Here is a 16244-nt window from a genome sequence, read left to right as displayed (position 1 = left end):
CCCGAGCCCCCGCCCAGCGCGCCTGCGTCGCAGCCCGACCAGCCGGTCGCGGGCGACGCCACCGGCTGGGACATGGAAGAGCGGCTCTACAACCAGGTCTGGGGCATGTTCGAGGACCTGGCCCGCACCGTCGCGGCCTACCGCAGCGCGGTCGACTTCGCCGAGTCCCGGATGGAGCAGGAGCTCGACCAGGCACTCTCCGACCCGCGCAGCCGGATCGGCGGCGCGGGCGACGCCGCCCGCGAGACGGCCCGCGCCAAGCACGCCCAACTGGTCGACCAGGCCAGGCAGGTACTCGACCGCGACCTCGCGCAGCTCAAGGCCGAGGCCGATGTCGTCGAGCCCGCCCTGCCCCCGGCCTACGCCGCCTGGGACAACCCGGCCTGGCACGCCTACCGGGTCCCCTTCGAGGTCCCGATGGCCCTGCGGCTCGGCGACCTCCATCTGCCCGAGAGCCCCGAGCTGCGGATTCCGCTGCTCGTCCGGCTGCCGCTGGAGCGCGGTCTGTGGATCGACAGCGGCCGCTCCAGGACGGCCGACTCGTTCGCCGACTCCGGTGAGCTGCGCCGACTCGCGATGGACGCCGCGGTGGCGCATGCCGCCCGGCTGCTCGCGGTCTATCCGGTCGGCGGGTTCACGGTGCATGTCGTCGACCCGGCCGGTTCCGCCGCGTCCTCGCTCGCCCCGTTGGTGAACGCGGGCGTGCTCGCCGGGCCGCCCGCCACCGGCTCAGCGGGCGTGATGGAGGTGCTGGCGCGGCTCACCCAGCGCGTCGACCTGGTGCAGATGGCGATCCGCGGGGGAGCGGCGGATTCGCTGCCGCCCGGCCTGGACACCGCGGAACAACTGCTGATCGTCAACGACTTCCCGCACGGCTTCGACGACCGCGCCGTGACCCAACTGCGCTATCTGGCCGACGAAGGCCCGGCCGTGGGCGTGCACCTCATGATGGTCGCGGACCGCGAGGACGCCTCCCAGTTCGGTCCGGTGCTCGACCCGCTGTGGCGCTCGCTGCTGCGGCTGACGCCGGTACCTGACGACCACCTGGCCGACCCCTGGATCGGGCATGCCTGGACGTATGAGCCCGCGCTCGTCCCGCCCAGCAGCCGGGTCCTGCAGCAGGTGCTCGACCAGGTGATGGCCGCGCGCCGCGCTTGGCTCCGCTGACCGTACCTGCTCGCACGAAGTGTGTGACCAGCTCTTTTGGGCTGGGCTTTACCTTTCCTTGGTGATTCGCGTACTGTTCTCCCTGCGGAGGGGAGTACTCCCTACTGCGACGTTCCCGTCAGTACGGACCCCTCGGGTCCCGGGGCGTCGGCCCGGGACCCGGGTGGAAGAGACCTCCGGCAGCGACGCCGCTGACTGATGTCCGTTACGTACTGCCGGAGGCGCAGTGGATGTTTCCCTGACCCTGTGGGTCCTCACGATCGTGGGCCTGATCGCCCTCGTCGCCGTCGATTTCCTCATCGGCCGTAAACCGCATGAGGTGTCCATCAAAGAAGCCGGAATCTGGACCGTCGTCTGGATCGTCCTGGCCGCACTGTTCGGGCTCGGCCTGCTCTTCTTCGGGGGCAGTGCGCCCGCAGGGGAGTTCTTCGCCGGGTTCATCACCGAGAAGTCGCTGAGCGTCGACAACCTCTTCGTCTTCGTCCTGATCATGGCGAAGTTCTCGGTGCCTGCCCAGTACCAGCAGCGGGTCCTGCTGGTCGGGGTCCTGATAGCCCTCGTACTGCGCGCGATCTTCATCGCCGCCGGAGCGGCGATCATCGCCAACTTCTCGTGGATCTTCTACCTCTTCGGGGCCTTCCTGATCTGGACCGCCTGGAAGCTCATCCAGGAGGCCAGGGCCGAGGAGAACGACGAGGAGTACGAGGAGAACCGCCTGCTCAAGGCCGCGGAGCAGCGCTTCGGCGTGGCCGACCGCTACCACGGCACCAGGCTGTGGATCGAGCAGAACGGCCGCCGCGTGATGACCCCGATGCTGGTCGTCATGCTGGCGATCGGCACCACCGACGTGCTCTTCGCGCTCGACTCCATCCCCGCGATCTTCGGCCTGACCCAGGACCCGTACATCGTCTTCACCGCCAACGCCTTCGCCCTCATGGGGCTGCGGCAGCTGTACTTCCTCATCGGCGGACTGCTCAAGAAGCTGGTCCACCTGAGCTACGGCCTGTCGGTCATCCTCGGGTTCATCGGCGTCAAGCTGGTGCTGCACGCCCTGCACGAGTCCGGGGTGCACGTCCCGCAGATCTCCATCCCGGTCTCGCTGGGCGTCATCTGCGCGGTGCTGGTCGTCACGACGGTCACCAGCCTGCTGGCCGCCAGGAAGCAGGCGGCGGCCGAGCAGGCCGAGCAGGCCGACGAGGAGAGCGAGAGCCGCTCGTAGGCCGTCAGTACCGAACGGTGATCCGCCGTGCGGGTCCGTCCACCCGCACCACACCGCCGTACGGGATCACCAGCTGAGGGTCCGTGTGCCCGAGGTCGACGTCGAAGACGGCGAGGGTCTCGGGGGCGTACGTCGCCAGGGCGCGCTGTACGGCCTCGCGCTGCACGCGCGCGTAGTGAGCCTTCGCCTCGGCGTCGTGGGGCTTCGCGAACGACCATGCCTTCGCCCGGCCCATCAGCAGGGCGGGGAAGCGCCGCAGCAGCCCGCGCTCGCCCATATTGCGCAGGATCCTGAAGACCTCGTCGCCGGTGGGCAGTTCCTCGGAGGTCTCCAGGACCAGCACACATCCGTCGTACACCGAGAGGTCGCGCTGGATCTCCCGGTCCGCCATCAGCATCCAGGAGAGAATCTCCAGATTGCCGCCCCAGGAACGGCCCTCCACCACGCGATCGGGCCGGTGCCAGAGCCAGCCGCCGCCCGGCTCGGTCGGCGGTGCGCTCTTGAAGGTGGCCGGGTCCGCCCAGTCGCGGTCGACGTCGCGGAAGCGCTCGGCGGCGCGCAGCTCGTACTCCCCGGAGGTGAAGAGCGCGGCCCGCAGCGACTCCTCGGTCAGCGGGTCCATCGCACCAGGCCTGCCCAGCTCGCACATCACGCTGGCGCCGTGGAAGCCGACGACACCGGTGTTCCACAGATACGCGAGCAGGTTCGTGTTGTCGCTGTAGCCGATGAACGGCTTCGGATGGGCCCCGATCAGCTCGCGGTCGAGCAGCGGCAGCACGGTGATCTGGTCGTCTCCGCCGATGCTCGCGATCACCGCCGTGATCTCCGGGTCGGCGAACGCCGCGTGGATGTCGTCGGCCCGATCCTGCGGGGTCGACGCCATCTTCCGGGTCGTCGGGTACTCGACCGGCTCAAGCCCGAAGTTCTCACGGAGCCGGGTGAGCCCGAGCTCGTACGGCAGCGGAAAGAGCTCGGGGAGCCCGCTGGACGGGGAGATGACGGCGATGCGGTCGCCGGGAGACGGCTTGGGTGGATACACGGGTATCGGCATGACCGGCAGCCTATGCAGCCGCTACCGGCATCGCCCGGCCATTTCCGGCCGGGCGTTCGGCCGCCGCGGACCGATTGTCAGTGGCGGGTGCCACGCTTGCCGTATGAACTTCCTCGACGGGCCAGACGAGCCAGCTGGGCCAGCCAGGCGAGATGCGGCAGACGGGTCAGGTGGGCCGGTCAGCTCACCAGCCGCGCTCGCGCCACTCCGCCAGATGCGGACGCTCGGCGCCGAGCGTGGTGTCGTTGCCATGGCCCGGATAGACCCAGGTCTCGTCGGGGAGCGCCCCGAAGATCTTCGTCTCGACATCGTCGACAAGGCTCGCGAAGGCCTTCGGATCGCCCCAGGTGTTGCCCACGCCGCCCGGGAAGAGGCAGTCGCCGGTGAAGACATGCGGGGGACCCTGCGGGTCGTCGAAGATCAGGGCGATGGAGCCCGGCGTGTGCCCCACCAGATGACGGGCGGTCAGCTCGACGCGGCCCACCCGCACGATGTCCCCGTCGTCGACGAGGACATCGGTCGGCACCGGGATGCCCTCGGCGTCGTGGCGCCCCGCATAGGTGCGCGCACCGGTCGCGTCCACGACCTCGCGCAGCGCCCCCCAGTGGTCGCCGTGCCGGTGGGTGGTGACCACACCGGCGATGCCGCTGTCGCCGATCAGGCTCAACAGGGTGTGTGGGTCGGCGGCCGCGTCGATCAGCAGCTGCTCGCCGGTGGCCCGGCAGCGCAGCAGATAGGCGTTGTTGTCCGTCGGGCCGACCGCGACCTTGGAGATCATCAGGTCGGCCAGCTCGTGGACATCCGCAGGACCGCCGACCTTCACCGCTCCGCTGTACGTCATGGAAATCAGCCTACAGAGAGGGGAGCACCGGCAGTAGCGTCCCGTCGCACTCGAGTCCCGCGCCCTGGCGACGTCCCGCGAGCCAGCCCAGCAGGTCGGCGGCGGTACCGATGACGGACACCGGGTCGGCGTCGGCCCTGCCGGTGCGCCACTGCCTGCCGTCGCTCGCGGTGATCAGGATCAGCGGCAGGCTCGCGTTGCCCGCGAAGCGGTCCACCAGGAAGTCGATCTCCCGGCCGATGAATTCCTCCGGGAGGTCCTCCAGCTCGTATCCGATACCGAGGTCGACATGGTGCAGCTCTACCTCCACCAGCCGGCGGAAGGGGATGCGCGAGGCCGAGTCGGTGACGCCGTTGCGCAGCTCGACGGTGCGTGACCAATCGGTGTCCGCGGCTGTTGCCTTCTGGAAGAGGGCGGCGGTGTCACGCACGTCGGCCAGCTGTGTGGCGAGTGGCCGGGGGGCGTCCCGCGCGATGTCGGCGTCACGGGCCTCGGCGCTCACGTACATGGGGCGTCCGGCGAAGACGTTGACGAGCGCGTCTGCGTTTCGCGCCAGATGGGCCAGGACATGGCCGCGGGTCCAGCCGGGCAGCCGGGACGGAGCGGCGACCGCCGCGTCGTCCAGCTTGGCGGCCGCGGTGAGCAGCCGGTCGGTCGCTTCGCGTACAAGAGCCAGGTCGCGCACATGATCACTCATGGCACCGACGATAGTCCCGCCACTCGATCGGGTGAAGGTGGTGGACCGGCTCCGTAAATCGAATGTGCGTGCTATACGCTCGGGGGAGGCATCATTTGTAGTTACCAGTCCATCGATGTGGTGGCCCTCTTAACCTGTGGGACGGGGGCCCCGCCCCCCGCTTCTCTCAAGAAAGGTGCGGACCGGCGTGGCCGACCGTCTCATCGTGCGTGGTGCGCGCGAGCACAATCTGCGCAATGTCTCGCTGGACCTTCCGCGTGACTCGCTCATCGTCTTCACCGGCCTGTCCGGATCCGGCAAGTCCTCGCTCGCGTTCGACACGATCTTCGCCGAGGGCCAGCGGCGGTACGTGGAGTCCCTGTCCTCGTACGCCCGGCAGTTCCTGGGCCAGATGGACAAGCCCGATGTGGACTTCATCGAGGGCCTGTCCCCGGCGGTCTCCATCGACCAGAAGTCGACCTCGCGCAACCCGCGCTCGACGGTCGGCACCATCACCGAGGTCTACGACTACCTCCGGCTGCTCTTCGCCCGTATCGGCAAGCCGCACTGCCCCCAGTGCCGCCGCCCGATCTCGCGCCAGTCGCCGCAGGCCATCGTGGACAAGGTCCTCGCGCTTCCGGACGGCAGCCGCTTCCAGGTGCTCTCTCCGCTGGTCCGCGAGCGCAAGGGCGAGTTCGTCGACCTCTTCAACGAGCTGCAGACCAAGGGGTACAGCCGCGCCCGGGTCGACGGCCAGACCATCCAGCTCTCCGAGCCGCCCACGCTCAAGAAGCAGGAGAAGCACACCATCGAGGTGGTCGTCGACCGCCTCACCGTCAAGGAAGGCGCCAAGCGCCGCCTCACCGACTCCGTCGAGACCGCGCTCGGGCTCTCCGGCGGCATGGTCGTGCTCGACTTCGTCGACCTCGCCGAGGACGACCCCGAGCGCGAGCGGATGTTCTCCGAGCACCTCTACTGCCCGTACGACGACCTGTCCTTCGAAGAGCTCGAACCCCGTTCCTTCTCGTTCAACTCCCCGTTCGGCGCCTGCCCCGACTGCACCGGCATCGGGACCCGCATGGAGGTCGACCCCGAGCTGATCGTCCCGGACGAGGACAAGTCCCTCGACCAGGGCGCGATCCACCCCTGGTCGCACGGCCACACCAAGGAGTACTTCGGCCGGCTCACCGGGGCCCTGGCCGACGCCCTCAGCTTCAGCACCGACACGCCCTTCGGCGCGCTCCCGCAGCGCGCCAGGAAGGCCCTGCTGCACGGCCACAAGACCCAGATCGAGGTCCGGTACCGCAACAGGTACGGCCGCGAGCGGGTGTACACCACGCCCTTCGAAGGCGCGGTGCCGTTCGTGAAGCGTCGCCACTCGGAGGCCGAGAGCGACGCCAGTCGGGAGCGCTTCGAGGGCTATATGCGCGAGGTGCCCTGCCCCACCTGTGAGGGCACCCGGCTCAAGCCGATCGTCCTCGCGGTCACGGTCATGGAGAAGTCCATCGCCGAGGTCTCCGCGATGTCCATCGCCGACTGCGCGGACTTCCTGGGCGAGCTGAAGCTGAACGCCCGCGACAAGAAGATCGCCGAACGGGTCCTCAAGGAGGTCAACGAACGCCTGCGCTTCCTGGTCGACGTGGGCCTGGACTACCTGTCGCTGAACCGCGCGGCCGGCACCCTCTCCGGCGGCGAGGCCCAGCGCATCCGGCTGGCCACCCAGATCGGCTCCGGCCTGGTGGGCGTGCTCTACGTCCTGGACGAGCCCTCCATCGGACTGCACCAGCGCGACAACCACCGGCTGATCGAAACGCTGGTCCGGCTGCGCGACATGGGTAACACCCTGATCGTCGTCGAGCACGACGAGGACACCATCAAGGTCGCCGACTGGGTCGTCGACATCGGCCCGGGCGCCGGTGAGCACGGCGGCAAGGTCGTCCACAGCGGGCCGCTCAAGGAACTGCTCGCCAACCCGGAGTCGATGACCGGCAAGTACCTGTCCGGCAAGAAGGCCATCCCGGTCCCGGACCTCCGCAGGCCCGTCGACCCCGGTCGCCGCCTGACGGTGCACGGCGCCAGGGAGAACAACCTCCAGGACATCGACGTGGACTTCCCACTCGGTGTGCTCACCGCCGTCACCGGCGTCTCGGGGTCCGGCAAGTCGACGCTGGTCAACGACATCCTCTACACCCACCTCGCCCGCGAGCTGAACGGCGCGCGCAATGTGCCCGGCCGCCACACGCGCGTGGACGGCGACGACCTGGTCGACAAGGTGGTGCACGTCGACCAGTCCCCGATCGGACGCACGCCCCGGTCCAACCCGGCGACGTACACCGGAGTCTTCGACCATGTCCGCAAGCTCTTCGCGGAGACCACGGAAGCCAAGGTCCGCGGCTACCTGCCCGGCCGGTTCTCCTTCAACGTCAAGGGCGGCCGCTGCGAGAACTGCTCCGGCGACGGCACCATCAAGATCGAGATGAACTTCCTGCCGGACGTGTACGTCCCGTGCGAGGTCTGCCACGGCGCGCGCTACAACCGGGAGACCCTGGAGGTGCACTACAAGGGCAAGTCCATCGCCGAGGTGCTGGACATGCCGATCGAGGAGGCGCTGAGCTTCTTCGAGGCGGTACCGACCATCTCGCGCCACCTCAAGACCCTGCACGAGGTCGGGCTCGGCTATGTGCGCCTCGGCCAGTCCGCGCCGACGCTCTCCGGCGGCGAGGCACAGCGCGTGAAGCTCGCCAGCGAACTGCAGAAGCGCTCCACGGGACGCACGGTCTACGTCCTGGACGAGCCGACCACCGGTCTGCACTTCGAGGACATCAGCAAGCTGATCAACGTGTTGTCCGGCCTGGTCGACAAGGGCAACACCGTCATCGTCATCGAGCACAACCTCGACGTCATCAAGACCGCGGACTGGGTCGTCGACATGGGCCCCGAGGGCGGCAACGGCGGCGGCCTCGTCATCGCCGAGGGCACCCCCGAGCAGGTCGCCGGGGTGCCGGCCAGCCACACGGGCAAGTTCCTGCGGGGGATCATCGCGGCCGACCGGATCAGTGACGCGGCGCTGCCCCCGCGCGGCAAGGCGGCGAAGAAGACCGCGGCCAAGAAGGCTCCGGCGAAGAAGACGGTTGCGGCCAAGGCTCCGGCCAAGCGGACCGCCACGGCGACGGCCACCAAGACCACCAAGGCCGTGGCCAAGACGACCAAGACCGCGGCGACGGCCACCAAGGCCGCAGCCAAGACCACCAAGGCCGCGGCCAGGAAGACCCCGCGGCCCCGAAAGGCCTGAACACACCGCGCTGTTCCGGACGGGCACCCCCACCACAGGTAGGGGTGCCCGTCCCCGTGCCGAGCGCAGGGGGACAATCAGGAGCCGGGCCGGGGGAGGCGACAGGGGTGCACAGGGGCCAATGGGGGGCGAAGCNAAGGCCTGAACACACCGCGCTGTTCCGGACGGGCACCCCCACCACAGGTAGGGGTGCCCGTCCCCGTGCCGAGCGCAGGGGGACAATCAGGAGCCGGGCCGGGGGAGGCGACAGGGGTGCACAGGGGCCAATGGGGGGCGAAGCACACATGCACGGGGACCACGAGGGCCGCGAGGGGACCAAGCGAGCGCGCACGGACACCGTGCGCAGGCCCCCGCCCGACCAGCGAGAGGCAGGCCCCGACCGGCCGCGCCTCCCACACTCGGGGACCCTCCGCGAACTGGGACGACGCAGCCCACTCAGCGTGGGGCGCATGTGGACCATGGGGCGGATGTGGATCGCGAGGTCGGCGGTCAAGCATGTCGTCCGCTTATGGCGCCGCCCCTACTGGGACCGCCCCAATGCGACCTACCTGGTCCGCCGCTGGCCCGATCTTGCCGCGACCTGTGTCGCGACCGTCTTCTTCTGGCTTTCGCTGACCCCGTCCTTGGTGCCCAGGCCCTGGTTTCTGCAGGGCGTGATCGGCGGCATCACCGCGGCCATCGGCTACGCCGTGGGCTCGGTGCTGAGCACGCTCTTCCGGGCCCTGATACGCCGACGCCCGAGCCGGCGGACACGTACCCGCTGCTGGCAGGCCTACTGGGTGCTCAGTCCGGGCCTCGGCGGCTGGCTGATCTCCGAGAGCGCGGACATGCAGCGCCAACTGCGCACCCTGCAAGGCCTGCCACCCGCCCTCACCTGGCACACCCTCATGATCGCGCTGATCTCGGTGGCCATCTGGCTGGTGATCCTGTTCCTGGCCCGTACGATCCGGCTGGGTTCGAGCAAGCTGATCCACGCGCTGGGACGGCTGCTCCCGCGCCCCGTGGCCCTCACCATCGGCCTGGTGCTCAGCGCGATGGTCGTCACGGTCGGCCTGCGGGACGTGGTCTTCGACCGCGGAGTGATCGACGTCGCGGACCGGATCGCCAAGGCCACCAACTTCGGGACCAAGGACGGCATCGAGCAACCCACATCGCGGCTCGTCTCCGGCGGCCCCGGTTCCCTGATCGCATGGCAGGACCTGGGATTCCAAGGGCGCAACTTCGCCGGCTCCGCACCGACCGGCGAGCAGATCGCCGCCTATCGCGGCAGCCCCGCCAGCGACCCGATCCGGATCTACATCAGCTCGCCGGAGCCCGCGGCGTTCAGCAGGCGCGAACCGTTCAAGGCCCAGGCCGAGCTCGCCGTCCGGGAACTCAAGCGCACCGGAGCGTTCGACCGTGAGGTGCTGGTCATCGCCGGGACCACCGGGTCCGGCTGGATCGATCCCAATGTCGCGGAGTCGCTGGAGTACATGTACGGCGGCGACACCGCGGTCGTCGCCGTGCAGTACTCGTATCTGCCGAGCTGGGTGTCGTTCCTGGTCGACAAGGAGAAGGCCGGGGAGTCCACCCGGGCGCTGGTCACCGCGGTTCGCGCCGAGGTGGACGCGCTGCCGGCCCAGGACCGCCCGAAGTTCGCGGTCACCGGCGAGAGCCTGGGGGCGTACGCGATCGAGGACACCTTCGGCAGCGTTGACGGACTGCTCGGCCAGGTCGACGCGGCCCTGCTGGCCGGAGTGCCGCACTTCTCACCCGTCTCCCAGGAGCTCCGCTCCCGACGCGACCCGGGCAGTCCCGTATGGCGCCCGCAGTTCGAGGACGGCAAGAACATCCGCTTCGCGCAGTTCCCCGAAGACCTGGATCGCCCGCCGGGCACCTGGGGCCGGCCACGCGTGGTCTATCTACAGAACGCATCGGACCCGGTCGTCTGGTGGTCCACCGACCTGCTGTTCCAGCGGCCTGAGTGGATGAACCAGCCGCTGGGCCCGGATGTGACGCCCGAGATCAACTGGTTCCCGTTCGTCGCCTTCTGGCAGACGACCGTGGACATGGCCGTCTCGTACGGCGTGGACGCGCCGCACGGTCACCGGTACGGAGCCGGGTCGGTGAACGGCTGGGCGGCCGTACTGCCCCCGAAGGGCTGGACGGACCAGGACACCGAGCAGCTGCGCAAGCACATCGACGGACGCAGGGCGCCCTACTGAACGCTGGCTGTGCCGTTGAACGATGCCTGTGGCATGCCTCTGACCTGCCGTTTTTCGCGAGGGTACGCCCGGCAGCGGGTCCCGTGATCTGTGCCGGTATCGTCGGGTGCGTCACCAAAGCCCCTGACCCGTGGAGCCCCCATGCCCGGCCAGCCCGCCGCCCGTCGCACCGTGCTCAAAGGCGCTGCCCTCGCGGGAGCGGCGGGTCTCGGCGTGGCGGCCTGCTCGACCGAGTCCAAGCTCGGGCATGCGAAGAACCCCGTCCCGACCGCCCCCGTGGACCTGGGCGAGGCCGACGTGGTCCCGGCGGGCGGCGCCCGGCTCTACCGCGAGCAGCGCCTGGTGGTCTGCCGTTCCGCCGACGGACAGGAGTACAAGGCGTTCAGTGCCCAGTGCACGCACGCGGGCTGCGCCCTGGACAAGGTCGAGGACAACGAGGCCAACTGCCCCTGCCACGGCAGCCGGTTCGACGTGACCACCGGCAAGGCGCTCAAGGGCCCCGCCACCGTGCCGCTGCCCGAGGTTCCGCTGACGGCCGAGAACGGCAAGCTGATCGCGGGCCCGGCCGCCTGACACGGCCGCGCCCGCCGTGGACTGACCCCCGCGCCCGCGCCTGGACTGATCCCCGCGCGTGCTCCCGAACTGATCCACGACTGTCAGTGGCCGCAAGTAGGCTGTCTGACATGGCCGACCCCTCCAGCTACCGCCCCAAGCCGGGACAGATCCCCGACTCGCCGGGGGTCTACAAATTCCGCGACGAGCACCACCGGGTGATCTACGTCGGGAAGGCGAAGAGCCTGCGTCAGCGGCTCGCCAACTACTTCCAGGACCTGGCGAACCTGCACCAGCGCACCCGCACGATGGTCACCACCGCCGCATCCGTCGAGTGGACGGTGGTCGCCACCGAGGTCGAGGCGCTCCAGCTGGAGTACACCTGGATCAAGGAGTACGACCCCCGGTTCAATGTCAAGTACCGCGACGACAAGAGCTATCCGTATCTCGCGGTGACGATGAACGAGGAGTTTCCGCGCGTCCAGGTGATGCGCGGCGCCAAGAAGAAGGGCGTGCGCTACTTCGGTCCGTACGGCCACGCCTGGGCCATCCGCGACACCGTCGACCTGCTGCTGCGGGTCTTCCCGGTCCGCACCTGTTCGGCCGGGGTGTTCAAGAACGCCGCCCGCACCGGCCGCCCCTGCCTGCTGGGCTACATCGGCAAGTGCTCGGCCCCCTGCGTCGGCCGGATCGAGCCCGCCGACCACCGCGAACTGGCCGAGGAGTTCTGCGACTTCATGGCCGGGCGCACGGGTACGTACATCCGCCGCCTGGAGAAGGAAATGACGGCGGCCGCCGAGGAGCTGGAGTACGAGCGGGCGGCCCGGCTGCGCGACGACATAGAGGCGCTCAAGCGCGCCATGGAGAAGAGCGCCGTCGTCCTCGCCGACGCCACCGACGCCGATCTGATCGCCCTGGCCGAGGACGAACTCGAGGCCGCCGTGCAGATCTTCCATGTCCGCGGCGGCCGGGTGCGCGGCCAGCGCGGCTGGGTCACCGACCGAGTCGAGGCGCTCACATCGGCCGACCTGGTCGAGCACGCGCTGCAGCAGCTGTACGGCGAGGAGGCGGGCGACGCCGTACCCAAGGAGGTGCTCGTCCCCGCGCTGCCGGACCCGGTGGCACCGGTCCAGGAGTGGCTCACCCAGCACCGCGGCGCGAACGTCAGTCTGCGCATCCCGCAGCGCGGCGACAAGCGCGCCCTGATGGAGACCGTGCAGCGCAACGCCCAGCAGGCTCTCGCCCTGCACAAGACCAAGCGCGCCTCCGACCTGACCACCCGCTCCCGTGCCCTGGAGGAGATCGCCGCCGCGCTCGACCTGGACAGCGCGCCCCTGCGTATCGAGTGCTTCGACATCTCCCACCTGCAGGGCGACGACGTCGTGGCGTCCATGGTCGTCTTCGAGGACGGCCTCGCCCGCAAGAGCGAGTACCGCCGCTTCCAGATCAAGAGCTTCGCGGGCCAGGACGACGTGCGCTCGATGCACGAGGTGATCACCCGACGCTTCAAGCGCTACCTCGCCGAGAAGGAGCGGACGGGGGAGTGGGCAGACGGGACCAACGGCGACCGGGACGCCCAGGGCGCACAGGACGTCCTGCGTGTCCAGGACTCCCAGGACTCCCAGGACTCCCAGGACTCCCAGGACTCCCAGGGCGCCAGGGGCGCCAGGGAGGAGGACGGCCGGCCGAAGAAGTTCGCCTACCCGCCCCAGCTGATCGTCGTGGACGGCGGGCAGCCGCAGGTCGCCGCCGCCCAGCAGGCCCTGGACGAGCTGGGCATCGACGATGTCGCCGTCTGCGGCCTGGCCAAGCGCCTGGAGGAGGTGTGGCTGCCGGGCGAGAGCGACCCGGTGGTCCTGCCGCGCAGCGGCGAAGGCCTCTACCTGCTGATGCGGGCACGTGACGAAGCCCACCGGTTCGCCATCAGCTACCAGCGCACCAAGCGGGCCAAGCGCTTCAAGGCGGGCCCGCTGGACGACGTCCCCGGCCTCGGCGACTCCCGCAAGCAGGCATTGATCAAGCACTTCGGTTCGGTGAAGAGACTGCGGTCCGCCACCATCGACCAGATCTGCGAGGTGCCCGGCATAGGCCGCAAGACGGCTGAGACCATTGCTGTGGCCCTGGCGCAGGCGGCACCCGCCGCTCCCGCGGTGAACACCGCGACCGGAGAGATCATTGAAGAGAGTGGAGACGAGGTGACCGAGGCCGACGGGGCCGAGGCATCCTCGGACGGACGGGGGCAGCAGCCATGACCGAGCACGACGAAGACGGAGCACAGGTGAGTACGGGCACGACCATCGAGGCCGGCGAGGCAGCCGAAGCGGCCATCCCCGAGCTGGTGATCATCTCCGGTATGTCCGGGGCCGGGCGGTCCACGGCCGCCAAGTGCTTGGAGGACCTCGGCTGGTTCGTCGTCGACAACCTGCCGCCCGCGCTGATCCCCACCATGGTGGAGCTCGGCGCCCGCTCGCAGGGCAACGTGGCGCGGATCGCCGTCGTCGTCGACGTACGCGGCCGCCGCTTCTTCGACAATCTACGCGAGTCGCTGGCCGACCTGCAGTCCAAGAACGTCACCCGGCGGATCGTGTTCCTGGAGTCCTCCGACAACGCCCTGGTGCAGCGCTTCGAGTCGGTGCGCCGCCCGCACCCCCTGCAGGGTGACGGCCGGATCACCGACGGTATCGCCGCCGAGCGGGAGCTGCTGCGCGAGCTGCGCGGCGACGCCGACCTGGTGATCGACACCTCCAGCCTCAATGTCCACGAGCTGCGCGCCAAGCTCGACGCCCAGTTCGCCGGCGACGAGGAGCCCGAGCTGCGGGCCACGGTGATGTCGTTCGGCTACAAGTACGGCCTGCCGGTCGACGCCGACCTGGTCGTCGACTGCCGCTTCCTGCCCAACCCGCACTGGGTCCCGGAGCTGCGCCCCTTCACCGGCCTGAACGAAGAGGTCTCCGGCTATGTCTTCGACCAGCCGGGCGCCAAGGAGTTCCTCAACCAGTACTCCGAGCTGCTCCAGCTCGTCGCCACCGGCTACCGCCGCGAGGGCAAGCGCTATGTGACCATCGCCGTCGGCTGCACCGGAGGCAAGCACCGCTCCGTCGCCATGTCGGAGAAGCTCGCCGCCCGCCTCGCCACCGAGGGCGTGGAGACCGTCATCGTCCACCGGGATCTGGGGCGCGAGTGAAACCCTCCCTGCGGCGCAGCCGCCTGCGCCGCAAGCGGAGCGCCCAGCCCAAGGTGGTGGCACTCGGCGGCGGCATGGGGCTGTCCGCCTCACTGGCGTCGCTGCGCCGTATCACCGGCGACCTCACGGCCGTGGTCACGGTCGCCGACGACGGCGGCTCCAGCGGCCGGCTCCGGGACGAGCTGGGCGTGCTGCCGCCCGGCGACCTGCGCAAGGCGCTGGCCGCGCTGTGCGGTGACGACGACTGGGGCCAGACCTGGGCCCGGGTGATCCAGCACCGCTTCCAGTCCCAGGGCGAGCTGCACGAGCACGCGGTCGGCAATCTGCTGATCGTCGCCCTGTGGGAGCAGCTGGGCGACCATGTCCAGGCCCTCGACCTGGTCGGCAAGCTGCTGGGCGCCCAGGGCCGGGTGCTGCCGATGTCGGCCGTACCGCTGGAGCTGCAGGCGCTGGTCCGCGGCCACGACCCGGAGCGGCCATCGGACGTCGACACCGTGCGCGGCCAGGCCACGGTGGCGCTCACTCCGGGCGAGGTGCAGTCCGTACACCTGGTCCCGCCCGACCCGCCCGCGGTCCCCGAAGCCGTCGCGGCGGTGCTCGACGCCGACTGGGTGGTACTCGGCCCCGGCTCCTGGTTCTCCTCGGTGATACCGCACCTTCTGGTGCCCGAGCTGCTCGACGCGCTGATCGAGACGAAGGCCCGGCGGGTCCTCTCACTCAACCTCGCACCGCAACCCGGAGAAACAGAAGGCTTCTCCCCGCAGCGTCATTTGGAGGTTTTGGCCCGACACGCCCCTAAACTCGCCCTGGACGTGGTGCTGGCCGATCAGGCCGCCGTGCGCGACCCGGAGTCCCTCAGTGATGCCGCCAAGCGGTTCGGGGCGACGGTCGAGCTGGCCCCGGTCGCCGCGCCCGACGGTTCCCCGAAGCACGACCCGGAGCTGTTGGCAGCCGCGTACGACCGTATTTTTCGGATGCATGGAAGGATCGGCCCATGGCGATGACGGCAGCGGTGAAGGACGAAGTCTCCCGGCTCCCCGTCACCCGGACCTGCTGCAGAAAGGCAGAGGTCTCGGCGATTCTTCGGTTCGCGGGCGGACTGCATCTGGTCAGCGGCCGCATTGTGATCGAGGCGGAGCTGGACACCGCGATGGCGGCACGGCGGCTCAAGAAGGACATCCTGGAGATCTTCGGGCACAGCTCGGAGCTGATGGTGATGGCCGCGGGCGGGCTGCGGCGCGGCTCCCGCTATGTCGTACGCGTCGTGGCGGGCGGCGACCAGCTGGCGCGCCAGACGGGCCTGGTCGACGGCCGCGGCCGCCCGATCAGGGGTCTGCCGCCGCAGGTCGTCTCGGGCGCCACCTGTGACGCCGAGGCCGCCTGGCGCGGCGCGTTCCTGGCCCACGGCTCGCTGACCGAGCCGGGCCGCTCCTCCTCGCTGGAGGTGACCTGCCCGGGCCCGGAGGCCGCCCTCGCACTGGTCGGCGCCGCCCGCCGCCTCTCCATCGCGGCCAAGGCCCGCGAGGTGCGCGGCGTGGACCGCGTCGTGGTCCGGGACGGCGACGCGATCGGCGCGCTGCTGACCCGGCTCGGCGCCCATGAGTCCGTACTGGCCTGGGAGGAGCGGCGGATGCGCCGCGAGGTCCGGGCCACCGCCAACCGGCTGGCCAACTTCGACGACGCCAACCTGCGCCGCTCGGCGCGGGCCGCGGTCGCCGCCGGGGCCCGGGTGCAGCGCGCCCTGGAGATCCTCGGCGAGGAGGTGCCCGAGCATCTGGCGGCCGCGGGCCGGCTGCGTATGGAGCACAAGCAGGCCTCGCTGGAGGAGCTCGGCGCGCTCGCCGACCCGCCGCTGACCAAGGACGCGGTCGCCGGGCGGATCAGGCGCCTGCTGGCCATGGCCGACAAGCGGGCCCAGGACCTGGGGATTCCGGGTACCGAGTCCAACCTCTCCGACGAGATGGCCGACAACATGGTCGGCTGACGACCCGTGCCAGCGCTGCCGTAGGCGTCCGGAGCTTTCCGGACGCCTACGGCATTTCTGTCTCAGCCCGCCAT

11 protein-coding genes and 1 pseudogene are annotated in these 16244 nt (G+C 70.0%); 9 read left to right on the top strand and 3 right to left on the bottom strand.

Annotated features, from left to right (window positions below; genetic code table 11):
- Positions 1-1167: pseudogene (locus tag U9R90_RS24475) on the top strand (export associated protein); the annotation flags it as partial.
- Between the two features lie 226 nt (positions 1168-1393).
- Positions 1394-2386: a TerC/Alx family metal homeostasis membrane protein gene (locus U9R90_RS24470; protein WP_411058812.1), complete on the top strand. Its 993-nt coding sequence runs from the start codon at positions 1394-1396 to the stop codon at positions 2384-2386.
- A 4-nt stretch (positions 2387-2390) separates the two neighbouring features.
- On the opposite strand, the gene U9R90_RS24465 is transcribed toward U9R90_RS24470, so the two are convergent.
- The 3 genes from U9R90_RS24465 to U9R90_RS24455 form a co-directional block, all read right to left on the bottom strand.
- Positions 2391-3437 (bottom strand): S66 peptidase family protein, encoded by a 1047-nt coding sequence (locus U9R90_RS24465; RefSeq protein ID WP_411058811.1) that lies wholly within the window; start codon positions 3435-3437, stop codon positions 2391-2393.
- A 184-nt stretch (positions 3438-3621) separates the two neighbouring features.
- Entirely contained in the window at positions 3622-4278 is a 657-nt protein-coding gene (locus tag U9R90_RS24460) for an MBL fold metallo-hydrolase (protein WP_411058810.1), read from the bottom strand.
- 10 nt (positions 4279-4288) lie between these two features.
- Complete coding sequence (locus U9R90_RS24455; protein ID WP_411058809.1) at positions 4289-4975, bottom strand: maleylpyruvate isomerase family mycothiol-dependent enzyme; 687 nt, start codon at positions 4973-4975, stop codon at positions 4289-4291.
- A 187-nt stretch (positions 4976-5162) separates the two neighbouring features.
- On the opposite strand from U9R90_RS24455, the gene uvrA reads away from it, so the two are divergent.
- From uvrA to whiA, 7 genes are all read left to right on the top strand, one after another.
- Complete coding sequence (gene uvrA / locus U9R90_RS24450) at positions 5163-8246, top strand: excinuclease ABC subunit UvrA (protein WP_411058808.1); 3084 nt, start codon at positions 5163-5165, stop codon at positions 8244-8246.
- 449 nt (positions 8247-8695) lie between these two features.
- A complete protein-coding gene (locus tag U9R90_RS24445) occupies positions 8696-10450 on the top strand; it encodes an alpha/beta hydrolase (RefSeq protein ID WP_411058807.1) in 1755 nt (584 codons plus the stop codon).
- Positions 10451-10591: 141 nt separating this feature from the next.
- Positions 10592-11023 carry a Rieske (2Fe-2S) protein gene (locus U9R90_RS24440; protein ID WP_411058806.1) on the top strand — a complete coding sequence of 144 codons (432 nt, stop codon included), beginning with the start codon at positions 10592-10594 and terminating at the stop codon, positions 11021-11023.
- A 110-nt stretch (positions 11024-11133) separates the two neighbouring features.
- Positions 11134-13254, top strand: a complete 2121-nt coding sequence (uvrC, locus tag U9R90_RS24435) for an excinuclease ABC subunit UvrC (RefSeq protein WP_411058805.1) — start codon at positions 11134-11136, stop codon at positions 13252-13254.
- On the top strand, positions 13251-14186 hold the full coding sequence (gene rapZ / locus U9R90_RS24430; protein ID WP_411058804.1) for an RNase adapter RapZ: 936 nt from the start codon (positions 13251-13253) through the stop codon (positions 14184-14186). Before uvrC ends, rapZ begins: the two co-directional genes overlap by 4 nt.
- Positions 14183-15190, top strand: a complete 1008-nt coding sequence (locus tag U9R90_RS24425) for a gluconeogenesis factor YvcK family protein (protein WP_411058803.1) — start codon at positions 14183-14185, stop codon at positions 15188-15190. Before rapZ ends, U9R90_RS24425 begins: the two co-directional genes overlap by 4 nt.
- Positions 15181-16170, top strand: coding sequence for a DNA-binding protein WhiA (gene whiA / locus U9R90_RS24420; protein WP_411058802.1), 990 nt, complete (start codon positions 15181-15183; stop codon positions 16168-16170). Before U9R90_RS24425 ends, whiA begins: the two co-directional genes overlap by 10 nt.
- Positions 16171-16244 lie beyond the last annotated feature (74 nt).

Source organism: Streptomyces sp. E11-3 (genome assembly GCF_046540415.1).
GTDB lineage: Bacteria > Actinomycetota > Actinomycetes > Streptomycetales > Streptomycetaceae > Streptomyces.
The sequence above is the reverse complement of the archived record's forward strand: the minus strand, read 5'-3'. Positions and strand labels throughout refer to the sequence as shown.